Below are 15156 nucleotides of genomic sequence, written 5' to 3'. Positions count from 1 at the left end.
CGGCCTCAGTTCCGCTTCAGGCGCGAAATCAGGTCGATCGGTGCCACGCTCTCACGCTCGCCCCCGGCGCGGCGCTTGATCTCGACCTTGCCCTCGGCAAGGCCGCGCGGGCCCACCACGACCTGCCAGGGCAGGCCGATCAGATCGGCGGTGGCGAATTTCGCGCCCGGACGCTCGTCGCGGTCGTCGTAGAGCACCGTCAGGCCGCTGGCCTCGAGGTTGGTCTGGATTTCGGCGCAAGCGGCATCGGTCGCCGCGTCTCCGGATTTCAGGTTGATGAGAGCGACGTCGAAGGGCGCCACGGAATCCGGCCAGATGATGCCGGCCTCGTCATGCGAGGCCTCGATGATCGCGGCCACAAGCCGGCTCGGGCCGATGCCGTAGGAACCCATATGAACGGGGCGATCGACGCCGTCCGGTCCGGTCACCTTCGCGCCCATGGCCTCGGAATACTTGGTGCCGAAATAGAAGATGTGCCCGACCTCGATGCCGCGCGCGGCCATCTGCTTGTCCTCGCCGACCTCGGCGAAGGCCGCCGGCTCGTGCATCTCGGAGGTGGCGGCGTAGAGCGAGGTCCATCGGTCGACAGTGCCCTGGAGGCCGGCGACATCATCGAAATCCGTGGTCACCGGCGGAACGTCGAAATCGAGATACTGCCGGTCGCAGAACACCTCGCTCTCGCCGGTCTGGGCCAGGATGATGAATTCGTGGCTGAGATCGCCGCCGATCGGTCCGGTATCGGCGCGCATGGGGATCGCTTTGAGGCCCAGGCCGGCGAAAGTGCGCAGGTAGGCGACGAACATCTTGTTGTAGGCGTGCCGGGCGTTGGCCTGGTCGAGATCGAACGAATAGGCGTCCTTCATCAGGAATTCGCGCGAGCGCATGGTGCCGAAGCGCGGGCGTACCTCGTCCCGGAACTTCCACGAGATCTGGTAGAGGTTCTTCGGCAGGTCCTTGTAGGAGCGAACGCTGCCGCGGAAGATCTCGGTGATGACCTCCTCGGCCGTAGGGCCAAACAGCATCTCGCGGTCATGTCGGTCGGAAATGCGCAGCATCTCCTTGCCGTAGGCTTCGTAACGGCCGGATTCCTTCCACAACTCCGCCGACTGGATCGACGGCATCAGCAGTTCGATGGCGCCGGACCGATCCTGCTCCTCGCGGACCACCGCGCAGACCCTGTTGAGCACGCGCAGCCCCAAGGGCAGCCAGGCATAGATGCCCGCCGCTTCCTGACGGATCAGGCCGGCCCGCAGCATCAGGCGGTGGGAGACGATCTCCGCCTCCTTGGGCGTCTCGCGCAGGGTCGGCAGGAAATAGCGGGAGAGACGCATCGGGGGCCCTGGATCGTTTTGGAGCGCGATCGTACCGCGCATCGTTGCGGGGCACACAACACATTGCGTCGGGAAAATACAAGCGTCCTGCGGCGTCGAGAAAAACGCCGGGTGGTCCGAAACTCGGGCATTCCGCGAAACGAGAGCGAAAAACGCTCAACTCTTGCAAAAAAACGCCAGGAACCATCTCCTGAGACGTGACAATGCGCAATCCAGTTCCTATAAGCGCCACCGTGATGGTCGCGACGCCCGGAGAGGCAGCGCGAGGTCCGAGTCTCGGGAGGAAATTTCAGCCGCCACGCCGCCAGAAATGCGTGAGATAAAATAGGCTGACACGTCATCTGTCGTCTCAAAAAGCAAGGCGCGAGCCTTGCTTTTTTTATGGCCGACGTGGCTCTCCGGATGTGGGCGCAGGACGATCCGACAGCTCGCCGGATCGCGGCGCTAAAGCCCCGACAACTCGAAGATCGGGATGACGACGAGAAACACGACGCTGGCGAGGAGCGTCGTCCAAATCGCCTTCTCGCGCAGCCGCGGCGCCGCGGGCGCACCTGGGTCCTGTCCCGGCACGATCAGCGTCGGGTCCGTCTCGACCTGATTGCGGATGGGCAGAATGACGAAGAGCAGCGTCCACCAGACCACGAAATAGAGGGCAAAGGCTCCGAACACCGTCAGCTTGAACAATACGACGGAGAGGATCGCCACCGCCGAGACGATGACGATCATGGTGGCCAGCGTCCGCCAGATCGTGGCCGAGACGGTCTGAACGAGGGCGCTCACGCCGCTCACACCTGCTCCAGTTCAACCAGGGTACCAAGGAAATCCTTGGGGTGGAGGAACAGCACCGGCTTGCCATGAGCGCCGATCTTCGGTTCGCCGGTACCGAGGACGCGGGCGCCCTGAGCCTTCAGTTTGTCACGGGCGGCGATGATGTCGTCGACCTCGTAGCAGACATGGTGCACGCCGCCATTGGGGTTGCGCTCCACGAAGCTCTCGATGGGCGAACCCTCGCCCAACGGCGACATCAGCTCGACCTTGCTGTTGGGCAGGTTCACGAAAACCACCGTGACGCCGTGCTCCGGCTGCGGCAGGGGCTCGGTGAGCGTGGCGCCGAGGGTGTCACGATAGATGGCACAGGCCGCGTCGAGGTCGCGCACGGCGATGGCCACGTGGTTCAGGCGTCCGATCATGGTCTGCTCTCTTCTCTGCGTCATCTGTGCGCGCATTCCCCTCCCCCTTGCGGGGAGGGGTTAGGGGTGGGGGTGGCTCCGAAGAGGTTGCGCCCTGTCCTGAACCACCCCCACCCTCATTCCCTCCCCACAAGGGGGAGGGAGGCAGCATCACACCTCCACGACCTGCACGTGGCAGGCGGGCTTCTTGCCCCAGGCTTCGTTCACGGCCGAGCGGATCGCACGATCGACGGCCTTCTCGACCGCTTCGGCATCCTTACGCTTCTGCTTCGACAGGCCGCTGAGGGTCCGCGACACGGCTTCGACGGCGACGTCGAGCATCGGCTGGCCGTTCTTGCCGCGATTGGGCAGGCCCATGATGTCGATGGCCGGCTCACCGAGAACCTCACCTTGGACGTCGATGGCGATGGCGACCGAGACGACACCGGCCTGAGACAGCTTGCGCCGCTCGGGGATCGCGCGATCCTTTGCATCGATCAGGATGTTGCCATCCTTGAACAGACGCCCGGCTTTCACGTGGTCGGTGATCTCCGGCGTGCCGGGGGCGAGGCGCACGACACTGCCGTTGCGGGCCTTGACCACGTTGCCGACACCCTGGGCCAGGGCGAAGCGGGCATGCTCGTCGAGATGGAGCGCCTCGCCGTGGACGGGAATCGCCGTCCTCGGCCGGGTCCACGCATACATCTCGGCCATTTCGTCGCGACGGGGATGGCCGGAGACGTGAACGAGTTTCGTCCGGTCGGTCACCACCTCGATGCCGGCATTGACCAGATCGTTGATGATCGCACCCACCGCCCGCTCGTTGCCCGGAATGGCGCGAGACGAGAAGATCACGCGGTCGCCGGCGGCCAGCGTCACGTCGGGATGGTCGTCGCGGGAGACGCGGGCGAGCGCAGCGCGCTCCTCGCCCTGCGACCCGGTGAGCAGGCAGACCACCTTGTCGCGCGGCAGGTAGCCGTAGCTGTCGGCCGAGCGGAAATCGGGCAGGCCGTCGAGGAAGCCGCATTCGCGGGCGACACCGATCACCCGGTCCATGGCCCTGCCGACGGCGACGACCTCGCGGCCGCAATCACGCGCGGCTTCCGCCACCGCCCGCATGCGGGCGACGTTGGAGGCGAAGGTGGTGACGGCGACCCGGTGAGGCGCTTCTGCGATGAGCTCACGCAGGGTGGCGGCGACCTCGGCCTCGCTCGGGCTGCGGCCCTCGCGTACGACGTTGGTCGAATCGCTGATCATGGCGATGATGCCCTCGTCGCCCAGCTTGCGGAACGAGGCTTCCGAGGTGACGTCGCCGAGGATCGGCGTGGCGTCGAGCTTCCAGTCGCCCGTATGCAGGACAAGGCCATGGGCGGTGCGGATCGCGACAGCGTTCGATTCCGGGATCGAATGCGAAACCGGAACGTATTCGATCTCGAACGGTCCGACCGTTACCGGCTTGTGCGCCGCGATCTCGCGCAGGATCACCTTCGGGGCACCCGGCTCACTCAGGCGACGCGCCTCGAGCAGGTTTTTGGCGAAGCGGGTGGCGTAGACCGGAGCCTTAAGCTTGGGCCACAATTCACCGATCGCGCCGATATGGTCCTCGTGCGCATGGGTGATGAAGATGGCGAGGAGGTCGTCCTTGCGCTCCTCGATGAAGCTGAGATCGGGAAACATCAAGTCGATGCCCGGGAAGCCCTCTTCCCCGGCAAAGCCCATTCCGCAATCGACCATGATCCATTTCCGGCGCTTTTCCGGCCCGAAGCCGTAGAGCGCCGCGTTCATGCCGATCTCGCCCACGCCGCCGAGCGGCACGAAGACGAGTTCGTCTTGCCCTGTCGTCATCACTGTTCAACCTCAAGCCGCCGTCGCGGCCGAACCCAAATGCACCTCGCCCGCCGTCACGGTCCGTCGCGTCCCATCATCCGATCGGACGACGAGCCGCCCCGCCTCGTCGATCGTCTCGAAAATTCCTTGCACGATCTCGCCGCCCGTTCGCACCGAGACCGGTGCGCCGATCCCAGCGGCGTCATCGAGCCAAAGCTCACGGATCGATGAAAACCCGCGGCCTCGATTCCAGCGTCGCGCTGCAACGACGATCTCATCCGACACATGGTCGAACAGATCCTCGGCGCGCGGTTCGTGCTTTATCTGACTGAGGCTTGTCGCGGGATAAGGCAAGTCCTGCGGTGACGCGGCGACGTTGACGCCGAACCCGATCACCGCCGAGCGACGCCCGCCCGGATGAGTTTCCGCCTCCAGGAGAAGGCCCGCGAGCTTGGCACCCGATGCCAGCACGTCATTGGGCCATTTCAGGCGGAAGGGGCTTGCCCGACCGGACTTCCGATCCTCGATCCCATCCTGAGGTGCCATGCCGGCCGCCTCGAGGTGACGTGGTCCGATCGTTCTCTTCAAGGCGGAAATCAACGCGACGCCCGCCGCGAAGCCCAAGCTCGGAACCTGTTCTGGATCGACGTCCGAAACCGGCCAGAGCAAGCTGGCACTGAGGTTGCCCGGCAACGACGTCCAAGCGCTCCCCCTGCGGCCACGCCCCGCTTCCTGCCGGAGCGCGACAACCCACAGCGGGCCCCTTTCACCCTCGCGTGACAGCTCCATCGCCCGGGTGTTGGTGGAGCCGAGGCTCTCGTAAACGTGAAGCCGATGCCCGGCCGCTCTCGCAGCCGGGCCGAGCCGATAATCCGGCCTTTCGAGAGACAAAATCCTAGAACAGCGACTTGGCCGCGGCGCCTGCCGCGCTGACGAGGGGAGAGGGCACCAGGAAGAACAGGACCACGACGGCGCTCGAGAGACCGAGCACGATGCGCAGGCCGGGCGGCATCACTTCGTAGGGAGCTTGCGGTTCATCGAAATACATCACCTTGACCAGACGCAGGTAATAGAACGCGCCGACCACCGAGGTCACGACACCGATCACCGCTAGGCCCACGAGATCGGCCTTGATGGCGGCAGCGAAGACATAGAACTTGCCGAAGAACCCGGCGAGCGGCGGAATGCCGGCGAGTGAGAACATCATCGCGGCGAGGCAGAACGCCATGACCGGATGCGTCCGGGAAAGACCGGAGAGATCGTCGACCGTCTCGTACATCTGGCCGCCGCGACGCAGCGAGAGAAGCACGGCGAAGGCGCCGAGCGTCATGGCGAGATAGATGATCATGTAGATCACCACGCCTCGGATCCCCACCTCCGAGGCAGCGGCGAGACCGATGAGGGCGTAACCGATATTGCCGATGGAGGAATAGGCCATCAGACGCTTGATCGAGCGCTGGCCGATGGCCGCGAAAGAACCGAGCGTCATCGAAGCGATGGCGACGAAGACGATGATCTGCTGCCAGATCGCGGTCACGTCCGGGAAGGCGCCGATGAAAACCCGCACGGTCATGGCGACGGCGGCCATCTTCGGCGCCGAGGCGAAGAACGCCGTCACCGGTGTGGGCGACCCTTCATAGACGTCCGGTGTCCACATGTGGAACGGCACGGCAGACATCTTGAAGGCGACGCCCGCAGCGACGAACACGATGCCCAGCACGATGCCGAAACCGGCATTGTCGTTCAGTGCCGAGACGATGCCGGGGAAGGAGACGGTGCCGGTGAAGCCGTAGACCAGTGACGAGCCATAGAGCAGCATGCCGGAAGACAAGGCTCCAAGGACGAAATACTTCAGCCCGGCCTCGGTGGATTTCAGGTTGTCCCGGTGGAAGGCGGCGATCACGTAAGCAGCAAGCGACTGCAATTCGAGGCCGAGATAGAGGGCGATCAAATCGTTGGCGGAGGCCATCACCATCATGCCGATGGTGCAGAGCACGATCAGGATCGGGAACTCGAACCGGTCGATGCGTTCGCGCTGGAAATAGTCGCGCGAGAGTAGGATCGTGGCGGCCGAGCCGAGCAGGATCAGCGCCTTCATCACCTTCGAGAAGTTGTCGATGATGAACGACCCGTTGAGGGTCGTGACCTTGGCACCCGACTGCGACACGACCACGAAGAAGGCGAGAATCAACAGGATGAGCGCGCCGACATTGATGGTCTCGACCGAGCGCTCGCCCCGGAAGGCGCCGTAGAGGATCAGTCCCAGCACGCCGATCGCGAGGATCAGCTCGGGCATCACCGGCGAGAGCGAGGGCAGGACGGCCTGGATAGCGGTCATCTTACGTCGACCTTCAGCGCGCCACGGGCGGAAGAACCGCCGCGGTCTGCGTGTTCGAGAGCGCGGATTTCATGCTCTGCATCAGCGCCTCCGTGGAGGGGGCGAAGGTGTCGAGGATGGGCGCGGGATGCACGCCGTAATAGATCGTCAGGGCGACGAGAGGCGCGAGGATGAGCTTCTCCCGCAGGTCGAGATCGAGGATGCCCTGCAGGTTGGGCTTCTCGAGCTTGCCATAGATCACCCTGGAATAGAGCCAGAGGGCATAGCCGGCCGAAAGAATGATGCCGAAGACCGAGAAGAACGCGACCGTCGGGTTGGCCTTGAAGGCCCCCATCATGGCCAGGAACTCGCCGACGAAGCCCGACGTGCCGGGCAGGCCGACGTTGGCCATGGTGAACACCATCATCGCTGCCGCATAGAGCGGCATGCGCTTCACGAGACCGCCATAGGCCGCGATCTCGCGGGTGTGCATCCGGTCGTAGACCACGCCGACGCAGACGAAGAGCGCGCCCGAGACGATGCCGTGCGAGATCATCAGGAACAGGGCGCCCTGGATGCCCTGCTCGTTGAGGGTGAACAGGCCCAGCGTCACGAAGCCCATATGCGCCACCGACGAATAGGCGATGAGTTTCTTGATGTCGGTCTGCATCAGCGCGATCAGCGACGTGAAGATGATCGCGATGACCGAGAGGGCGAAGACCATCGGCGCGAAATAGGCGCTGGCATCCGGGAACATCGGCAGCGAGATCCGGATGAAGCCGTAGCCGCCCATCTTGAGCAGGATGCCGGCGAGGATCACCGAGCCGGCGGTGGGCGCTTCCACGTGGGCGTCGGGCAGCCAGGTATGGACCGGCCACATCGGCATCTTCACCGCGAAGGAGGCGAAGAAGGCGAGCCACAACCAGTATTGCATGCCGACGGGGAAGCGGGTTTGCAGCAGGGTCGGGATGTCGGTGGTGCCGGCGTGCCAGTACATCGCCATGATGGCGAGGAGCATCAGCACCGAGCCGAGCAGGGTGTAGAGGAAGAACTTGAAGCTCGCGTAGATCCGGCGCTTGCCGCCCCAGATACCGATGATGAGGAACATCGGGATCAGGCCAGCCTCGAAGAACAGGTAGAACAGCACGAGGTCGAGAGAGCAGAACACGCCGATCATCGTCGTCTCGAGGACGAGGAACGCGACGAAATACTCCTTCACCCGCGTATTCACCGAGAGCCACGACGCACCGATGCAGAACGGCATCAGGAACGTGGTGAGCAGGATCAACGGCATCGAGAATCCGTCGACACCGAGTTTGAATTTGATCGTCTCGGCGAGCCAGCCATGGGTCTCGACAAGCTGGAAGCTCGATGTCGACGGGTCGAACCGGCCCCAGGCGACGAGGCTGAGAAGGAAAGTGACAATAGTGGTCGCGAGCGCCGCCCAGCGGGCATTGCGCTTCACGCTCTCGGATTCGTTGCCGAGGGTCAGGATGAAGGCCGCGCCGCAGAGCGGCACGATCAGCAGGCCGGAGAGAATGCCGAGGCCGAACATCTAGCGGGCACTCCGATACGGGTTGGCGGCCGTCATTGCGCGCGACATCAGTGTCCGACCTTGGGCAGGCCGGTGAGCATGTACCAGCTGACGATGGCGGCGACGCCGATGAGCATGACGAAGGCGTAGTGATAGACGTAACCGGTCTGCAATCGGACGACCCCGCGGGTGACGTCGAGCACGCGGGTGGCGATGCCGTCGGGGCCTAGTCCGTCGATGACCCGGCCGTCACCCTCTTTCCAGAGGAACTTGCCGAAGTTCTTGGCCGGGCGCACGAAGATCCGGTCGTAGAGTTCGTCAAAATACCACTTGTTGAGCAGGAACTGGTACAGGCTCGGCTGCTGAGCGGCGAGCCGGCCCGGCAGTTCGGGCCGGCGGATATACATCCAGAAGGCCAACAGGAAGCCGATCACCAGCATGATGAAGGGCGAGTAGGCCACAAGAGCCGGCACCGAATGGATGTCGTGCATGATGTGGTTGTCGGGGCCATGACCGAGGGCGTGCCCCCAGAACGATTCCATGCCCTCGCCGATGAAGCGGTTCTTGAAGAGCAGACCGGCGAACAGGGCACCGAAGGCCAGGATCGCCAGGGGAATCGTCATCACCAACGGGCTCTCATGCGGCGTGTGCGCATGGTCGTGATGCTCGATAGCGCTGTGTGACGCCGGCTCCACGTCATGGCCCTTGTCGTCGTGCGCGACACCCTCGTGGTGTCCCGGTGCGCCGTCGGCGGTAGCAGAGGCGGCGTGAGCCAAAGCAGGTGCAGCGTGATGATCGTCATGGTGAGCGGCGCCGTGGCCCGCCCAGCGGGCCGGTCCCTCGAACGTCATAAAGAACAGGCGCCAGGAATAGAACGAGGTCATCAATGCGGCCACGACCGTGCACAGGAAGGCGAGCGTGTGGCCGGGCCGCGTCGAGGCATAGGCCGCTTCGATGATCGCGTCCTTCGAATAGTAGCCGGCAGTGAAAGGGAAGCCGATCAGCGCTAGGGTGCCGATGGTCATCATCGCGGAGGTGAAGGGGATGTAGCGGCGGAGCGCCCCCATGTTCCGCATGTCCTGCTCGTGATGCATCGCGTGGATGACCGAGCCGGCGCCGAGGAACAGAAGCGCCTTGAAGAAAGCGTGGGTGAAGAGGTGGAACACGGCGGCCGAATAGGCGCCGACGCCCAGCGCCACGAACATGTAGCCGAGCTGCGAGCAGGTCGAGTAGGCAATGACCCGCTTGATGTCGTTCTGCACCATGCCGATCGTGGCCGCGAAGAACGCGGTGATACCGCCGATGATCGTCACGACGATGAGAGCGTTCGGCGCCACTTCGAACAGGGGCGACAGGCGCGCCACCATGAAGACACCCGCCGTCACCATGGTGGCGGCGTGGATCAGGGCGGAGACCGGTGTCGGTCCCTCCATGGCATCCGGCAGCCAGGTATGGAGCAGGAACTGCGCCGACTTGCCCATGGCGCCCATGAACAGGAGCAGGCACGCCAGGGTCATGGCGTTCCAGTCGTAGCCGAGGAAGTGGAACGTGGCGTCCTTGAACTCGGCGGCGCGCGGCAGGATGCCGTCGAAGGCCACCGAACCGAACAGGACGAAGACGAGGAAGATGCCGAGCGAAAAGCCGAAATCGCCGACCCGGTTGACGATGAAGGCTTTCATCGCCGCCGCATTGGCCGAAGGCTTCTCATACCAGAACCCGATCAGCAGGTAGGAGGCGAGGCCGACGCCCTCCCAACCGAAGAACATCTGAACGAGGTTGTCCGACGTCACCAGCATCAGCATGGCGAAGGTGAACAGCGACAGATAGGCGAAGAAGCGCGGCCGGTGCGGATCCTCCGCCATGTAGCCCACGGAGTAGAGGTGGACGAGGGTCGAGACCGTCGTCACTACCACCAGCATCACCACGGTGAGTGTGTCGATCCGGAAAGCCCAGTCGACCACGAGGTCACCGGCGGTGAACCACGTCGCCACCTGCACACGGGTCGCGTGATCCGAGCCAGGCACCTCGAAGAAGGCGCCCCAGGACAGGAGGGCGGAGAAGGCGAGGAAGCCGGTGGTGATGTACTCGCACACGCGAGGGCCGAGCTGCCGGCCGAACAGGCCGGCGAGCAGGGCGCCGATGAGCGGGAAAAAGACGATCGCGTGATACATCGCTGGCTGGCCCGGCCTCCGGAAGCGTGCCGGATACCCGGCCTCGCTCCATTCTCGTCAATGGGATCGCGCGGGAAGCCGCGCGGCTCGGCTTGGGTGAAGCTCAGCCCTTCATCATGTTCACGTCCTCCACCGCGATGGAGCCGCGGTTTCGGAAGAACACGACGAGGATGGCGAGCCCGATGGCTGCCTCCGCCGCCGCCACCGTGAGCACGAACAGGGCGAAGATCTGGCCAGTGATGTCGTTCAGATGGGTGGAGAACGCCACGAGGTTGATGTTCACCGCGAGTAGGATGAGCTCGACCGACATCAGGATGACGATGATGTTCTTGCGGTTCACGAAGATGCCGAGCACGCCGAGCGTGAACAGGATCGCCGCCACCGTCAGGTAATGGCTCAAGCCGATCATGAGCGCTGATCCTTGTGTTGAGCCGACATTAGACCTCGACGCCCTGGCGAGACGGCACCTTGCGGGTTTCTACCGCCATCCCCTGCGTCCGTGCATTCTGCACGGCGATGTTCTGGCGCTTCACGCCGGGCCGGTCACGCAAAGTGAGCACGATGGCCCCGATCATCGCCACCAACAGAATCAGACCGGCCAGCTGGAAGAAGAAAACGTAATCGGTGTACAGCACGCGCCCGAGCATCTGGGTGTTGGTGACACCCTCGACACTGGCGAGAGGACCGAGCGGCGCCTGCATCAGGCCGGGATCGATCGTCCAGGAGCCGACCACCAGCAGGAGCTCGATGAGGAAGATCGCGCCGATCAGCGCGCCGATCGGCAAGTACTGCTGGAAGCCCTGGCGCAGCTGCGCGAAATCGACGTCGAGCATCATCACGACGAAGAGGAACAGCACGGCGACGGCGCCGACATAGACGACCACCAGGATCATCGCCAGGAACTCGGCTCCCATCAGCACGAACAAGCCGGCCGCGTTGACGAAGGCGAGGATGAGGAAGAGTACCGACGCGACAGGGTTGCGCGAGGTGATGACCATGAACGCGGACGCGATCGCGACACCGGCGAACAGGTAGAAGAAGGCTGCGGCTGCACTCATGCGATTATGGAGATCAGCCGTCCCGAGGACGGCCCCTTCTGCCTAAATTCAAACCAGCCCGTGCAGGCCGCCCGTCTATAGAACCCACCCCTGCGGTGCACAACCGCCGGAGCGCCGTGTCATCACCGGTATGGTGCGTCCACTGCGAGATTGCGCGCGATCTCACGCTCCCAACGGTCACCGTTCAGGAGAAGCTTCTCCTTGTCGTAGAGAAGCTCCTCGCGGGTCTCCACGGAGAACTCGAAGTTCGGCCCTTCCACGATGGCATCCACCGGACAGGCCTCCTGGCACATGCCGCAATAGATGCATTTCACCATGTCGAGGTCGTAGCGTGTGGTGCGGCGCGTGCCGTCGTTGCGGCGCGGGCCAGCCTCGATGGTGATGGCCTGCGCGGGACAGATCGCCTCGCACAGCTTGCAGGCGATGCAGCGTTCCTCACCGTTCGGATAGCGGCGCAGCGCGTGCTCGCCGCGAAAGCGCGGCCCGCGATGCCCCATCTCGAAGGGGTAGTTGATCGTGGCCTTGGGCTTGAAGAAGTAGCGCATAGCCAGGGCGAACCCCGACACGAACTCCTTCAGCAGCAGACCCTTTGCGACCTGATCGAGCTTCATGGCTCGGATCTCCGTGAGGGGTTGTCAGACGCCCGGCGCAAGGCCGGTCAGCTTGAGGACGAAGGCGACGACCACGACCGAGACGAGGGAAAGCGGAAGGAACACCTTCCAGCCGAGCCGCATGAGCTGGTCGTAGCGGTAGCGCGGCACCATGGCCTTCACCATGGCGATCATGAAGAAGAGGAAGCTGGCCTTCAAAGCGAACCAGATCAGGCCCGGCACCCAGGTGAACGGTGCGAAGGGAATCGGCGAGAGCCAGCCGCCGAGGAACAGCACCGTTCCCAACGCGCACATGGTCATGATCGCCACGTACTCGCCGAGCATGAAGAGCAGGTAGGGCGTCGAGGAATACTCGACCATGTAGCCGGCCACGAGCTCCGACTCGGCTTCCGGCAGATCGAAGGGCGGGCGGTTGGTCTCGGCGAGCGCCGAGACGAAGAACACCACGAACATCGGAAACAGCCAGAGCCAGTACCAGCCGAGGATGCCCAGCGAGGTGTCCTGCGCCATCACGATGCGCGAGAGGTTGAGCGACCCGGCGCAAAGGAGGACGCAAATGATGACGAATCCAAGGGAGACCTCGTACGAGATCATCTGCGCTGCAGAGCGGAGCGCGCCGAGGAAGGCGTATTTCGAGTTCGAGGCCCAGCCGCCCATCAGCACGCCGTAGACGCCGAGTGACGAGATCGCGAAAATGTAGGTGATGCCGACATTGAGGTCGGCGATGGCCCAGCCTTCCGCCAGAGGGATAACCGCCCAGGCGGCGAGAGCCAGGGTGGCGAAAACCAGGGGCGCCAGCAAGAACAGGCCCTTATTGGCGCCCGCCGGAATTACCGGCTCCTTCAGTACGAACTTCAGCAGATCGGCGAAGGACTGGAACAGGCCCCATGGCCCGACGACGTTAGGGCCGCGCCGCAGCTGCACCGCCGCCCAGATCTTACGATCGGCCAGCAGCGCATAGGCAATGAATACCAGCAGCAAGGCGAGGAGCACGAAGCTCTTCAGGATCAGCAGTAGGACGGTGCCGACGATTTCCAGCATGGTCGGCAGCCCTTATTCCGCCGCTTCGAGACCGCGCGTCTGCGCGAGGCTCGAACATTCGGCCAAGACCCGCGAAGCGCGGGCGATAGCGTTGGTGAGGTAGAAATCCGGAACCGCGGACACGAAGGCCGAACGGCCCGGCTCGCCTCCGAGCCCCGTAAGCGTGTCGACGGTGGCGGCCACGTCGCTCGTGGCTATCGCGTCGAGGGCAGCGAAATGCGGGTACACCGCATAGAGGTCGCGACGCAGAGCCCCGAGCGAATCGAAGGGAAGGCGCTTTCCGAGGACATCAGAGAACGCCCGCAGGATCGCCCAATCCTCGCGAGCGTCACCCGGCGGGAAACCGGCGCGGTTGGTCGTCTGAACACGGCCTTCGAGATTGACGAAAGTGGCGTTCTTCTCGGTATAGGCCGCGCCTGGCAGGATCACGTCCGCGCGGGTCGCGCCGCGATCGCCATGGGTGCCCTGGTAGATCACGAACGCGCCGGCGCCGATCTCGACCTCGTCGGCACCGAGGTTGAACAGCACGTCGAGGGCGCCCGTCTCCACCATCCGCCCGAATCCGAGGCTCCCCTCCCCCGGCACGAAGCCAAGATCGAGCGCGCCGACGCGGGCTGCAGCGGTCTGGAGCACGGCAAAGCCATTCCACTCGGCGGTGACCGCACCGATATCCTTGGCGAGCGCCGCCGCCAACGAGAGGATGGCAGCGCCGTCGGGCCGGGTCAGCGCGCCGGTTCCCACGACCACGAGGGGTCGACTGGCGCTCTTCAGAACCTCGGCGAAGCTATGCTTTCCGGCGGCGATATCAGCCAGGGTTTCGGGGCCGGCGCCGAGATAGGTATGGGGATAGGTAAGATCCGCCGCCTCGCCGATCAGGCCCACAGCGAGAGGCGCCATGCGCCAGCGCTTGCGGATACGAACGTTGAGAAGCGAGGCTTCCAGGCGCGGGTTCGTCCCGACGAGCAGGATCGCATCCGCCTCCTCAATACCCGGAATGGTGGGATTGAACGTGTAAGCGGCGCGCCCCCAAGCCGGGTCGATCGCCTCGCCGGCCTGACGGCAATCGAGATTGGTCACGCCGAGCGACCCCATCAGGGTCTTTAGGGCGTAGATCTCCTCGACGGCGGCAAGGTCACCGACGATGGCGCCAACTCGCTTCGGGTCGGCGCTCTTCATCCGGGCGGCAATGGCGGCGAACGCCTCGCCCCAGGAGGCGGGGCGCAGGCGGCCGTTCTCACGCAGGTACGGCCGGTCGAGACGCTGCGCCCGAAGCCCGTCCACCGCATGGCGGGTCTTGTCGGAGATCCACTCCTCGTTGATGTCTTCGTTCACCCGAGGCTCGATCTGCATGACCTCACGGCCACGGGCGTCCACACGGATGGCGCAGCCGACTGCGTCCATCACGTCGATGGATTCGGTCTTCGACAGCTCCCAGGGCCGCACCTCGTAGCTCTGTGGCTTGTGGACGAGGGCGCCCACGGGGCAGAGATCGGCGACGTTGCCCTGAAGCTCGGAGCCCATGGCACTCTCGAGATAGCTCGTGATCTCCATGTCCTCGCCGCGCCCGATGGCGCCGAGATCCGGCACGCCGGCCACTTCCGCCAGGAAGCGGACGCAGCGGGTGCAGTGGATGCAGCGGTTCATGGCGGTCCGCACCAGCGGGCCGATATATTTCTCTTCGACGGCGCGCTTGTTCTCGCCGTAACGGGTCGAATCCACGCCGTAGGCCATCGCCTGATCCTGCAGGTCACAATGGCCGCCCTGGTCGCAGATCGGACAATCGAGCGGGTGATTGATGAGGAGGAACTCCATCACCCCCTCGCGGGCCTTTTTCGTGGTTCCGGACCGCGTCAGGATCTCTGGCGGCTCACCATTGGGTCCGGGGCGGCAGTCCTTTACCGCATAGGCACATGAGGCGACGGGCTTAGGCGCCCCCTTCAGCTCGACGAGACACATCCGGCAATTGCCCGCGATGGACAGCCGTTCGTGGAAGCAGAAGCGCGGGATCTCCGCGCCCGCGACTTCGCAGGCCTGGAGCAGGGTGTACTCGGCCGGAACATCGACCTCGGTGCCGTCGACGATGAGCTTGGTCATGCG

General features: G+C 64.4%; 13 protein-coding genes. All 13 read right to left on the bottom strand.

Annotated elements, in window-relative coordinates:
- Positions 1–5: 5 nt before the first annotated feature.
- The 13 genes from proS to nuoG all read right to left on the bottom strand — a co-directional run bounded on the left by proS (position 6) and on the right by nuoG (position 15153).
- Positions 6–1331: a proline--tRNA ligase gene (proS, locus tag ACYQOP_RS10875; protein WP_056434352.1), complete on the bottom strand. Its 1326-nt coding sequence runs from the start codon at positions 1329–1331 to the stop codon at positions 6–8.
- Positions 1332–1775: 444 nt separating this feature from the next.
- Positions 1776–2120: a DUF1467 family protein gene (locus ACYQOP_RS10870; RefSeq protein ID WP_461222373.1), complete on the bottom strand. Its 345-nt coding sequence runs from the start codon at positions 2118–2120 to the stop codon at positions 1776–1778.
- A complete protein-coding gene (gene mce / locus ACYQOP_RS10865) occupies positions 2117–2521 on the bottom strand; it encodes a methylmalonyl-CoA epimerase (protein ID WP_056434356.1) in 405 nt (134 codons plus the stop codon). The genes ACYQOP_RS10870 and mce overlap by 4 nt, the downstream gene beginning before the upstream one ends.
- Before the next feature lie 150 nt (positions 2522–2671).
- The gene (locus ACYQOP_RS10860) at positions 2672–4345 is read right to left on the bottom strand and encodes a ribonuclease J (protein ID WP_056434357.1); all 1674 of its coding nucleotides are present in this window, start codon (positions 4343–4345) and stop codon (positions 2672–2674) included.
- A gap of 12 nt (positions 4346–4357) precedes the next feature.
- Positions 4358–5116, bottom strand: a complete 759-nt coding sequence (locus ACYQOP_RS10855) for a biotin--[acetyl-CoA-carboxylase] ligase (protein WP_461222372.1) — start codon at positions 5114–5116, stop codon at positions 4358–4360.
- 106 nt (positions 5117–5222) lie between these two features.
- Complete coding sequence (gene nuoN / locus ACYQOP_RS10850; protein ID WP_461222371.1) at positions 5223–6665, bottom strand: NADH-quinone oxidoreductase subunit NuoN; 1443 nt, start codon at positions 6663–6665, stop codon at positions 5223–5225.
- Between the two features lie 13 nt (positions 6666–6678).
- Positions 6679–8199, bottom strand: coding sequence for an NADH-quinone oxidoreductase subunit M (locus ACYQOP_RS10845; RefSeq protein ID WP_207412262.1), 1521 nt, complete (start codon positions 8197–8199; stop codon positions 6679–6681).
- Between the two features lie 47 nt (positions 8200–8246).
- Positions 8247–10349, bottom strand: coding sequence for an NADH-quinone oxidoreductase subunit L (gene nuoL, locus ACYQOP_RS10840; RefSeq protein WP_461222370.1), 2103 nt, complete (start codon positions 10347–10349; stop codon positions 8247–8249).
- Positions 10350–10452: 103 nt separating this feature from the next.
- Positions 10453–10758, bottom strand: coding sequence for an NADH-quinone oxidoreductase subunit NuoK (gene nuoK / locus ACYQOP_RS10835; RefSeq protein WP_056434368.1), 306 nt, complete (start codon positions 10756–10758; stop codon positions 10453–10455).
- Between the two features lie 28 nt (positions 10759–10786).
- Positions 10787–11407, bottom strand: coding sequence for an NADH-quinone oxidoreductase subunit J (locus ACYQOP_RS10830; protein ID WP_056434370.1), 621 nt, complete (start codon positions 11405–11407; stop codon positions 10787–10789).
- A gap of 122 nt (positions 11408–11529) precedes the next feature.
- Positions 11530–12018 carry an NADH-quinone oxidoreductase subunit NuoI gene (gene nuoI / locus ACYQOP_RS10825; RefSeq protein ID WP_056434372.1) on the bottom strand — a complete coding sequence of 163 codons (489 nt, stop codon included), beginning with the start codon at positions 12016–12018 and terminating at the stop codon, positions 11530–11532.
- Positions 12019–12042: 24 nt separating this feature from the next.
- Positions 12043–13059, bottom strand: a complete 1017-nt coding sequence (gene nuoH, locus ACYQOP_RS10820; RefSeq protein ID WP_056434374.1) for an NADH-quinone oxidoreductase subunit NuoH — start codon at positions 13057–13059, stop codon at positions 12043–12045.
- A 12-nt stretch (positions 13060–13071) separates the two neighbouring features.
- On the bottom strand, positions 13072–15153 hold the full coding sequence (gene nuoG / locus ACYQOP_RS10815) for an NADH-quinone oxidoreductase subunit NuoG (protein ID WP_461222369.1): 2082 nt from the start codon (positions 15151–15153) through the stop codon (positions 13072–13074).
- Between the last annotated feature and the right edge of the window lie 3 nt (positions 15154–15156).

The organism is Methylobacterium sp. CM6247 (genome assembly GCF_054817925.1).
This window is presented reverse-complemented; position numbering and strand designations above follow the sequence as displayed.

Coding starts and splice junctions, on each gene's coding strand:
- nuoK (WP_056434368.1), bottom strand. CDS start 10,758: ATGATCGGCTTGAGCCATTACCTGACGGTGGCGGCGATCCTGTTCACG.
- proS (WP_056434352.1), bottom strand. CDS start 1,331: ATGCGTCTCTCCCGCTATTTCCTGCCGACCCTGCGCGAGACGCCCAAG.
- nuoN (WP_461222371.1), bottom strand. CDS start 6,665: ATGACCGCTATCCAGGCCGTCCTGCCCTCGCTCTCGCCGGTGATGCCC.
- ACYQOP_RS10855 (WP_461222372.1), bottom strand. CDS start 5,116: ATGGAGCTGTCACGCGAGGGTGAAAGGGGCCCGCTGTGGGTTGTCGCG.
- ACYQOP_RS10830 (WP_056434370.1), bottom strand. CDS start 11,407: ATGAGTGCAGCCGCAGCCTTCTTCTACCTGTTCGCCGGTGTCGCGATC.
- nuoG (WP_461222369.1), bottom strand. CDS start 15,153: ATGACCAAGCTCATCGTCGACGGCACCGAGGTCGATGTTCCGGCCGAG.
- nuoL (WP_461222370.1), bottom strand. CDS start 10,349: ATGTATCACGCGATCGTCTTTTTCCCGCTCATCGGCGCCCTGCTCGCC.
- ACYQOP_RS10860 (WP_056434357.1), bottom strand. CDS start 4,345: ATGACGACAGGGCAAGACGAACTCGTCTTCGTGCCGCTCGGCGGCGTG.
- ACYQOP_RS10845 (WP_207412262.1), bottom strand. CDS start 8,199: ATGTTCGGCCTCGGCATTCTCTCCGGCCTGCTGATCGTGCCGCTCTGC.
- nuoH (WP_056434374.1), bottom strand. CDS start 13,059: ATGCTGGAAATCGTCGGCACCGTCCTACTGCTGATCCTGAAGAGCTTC.
- nuoI (WP_056434372.1), bottom strand. CDS start 12,018: ATGAAGCTCGATCAGGTCGCAAAGGGTCTGCTGCTGAAGGAGTTCGTG.
- mce (WP_056434356.1), bottom strand. CDS start 2,521: ATGATCGGACGCCTGAACCACGTGGCCATCGCCGTGCGCGACCTCGAC.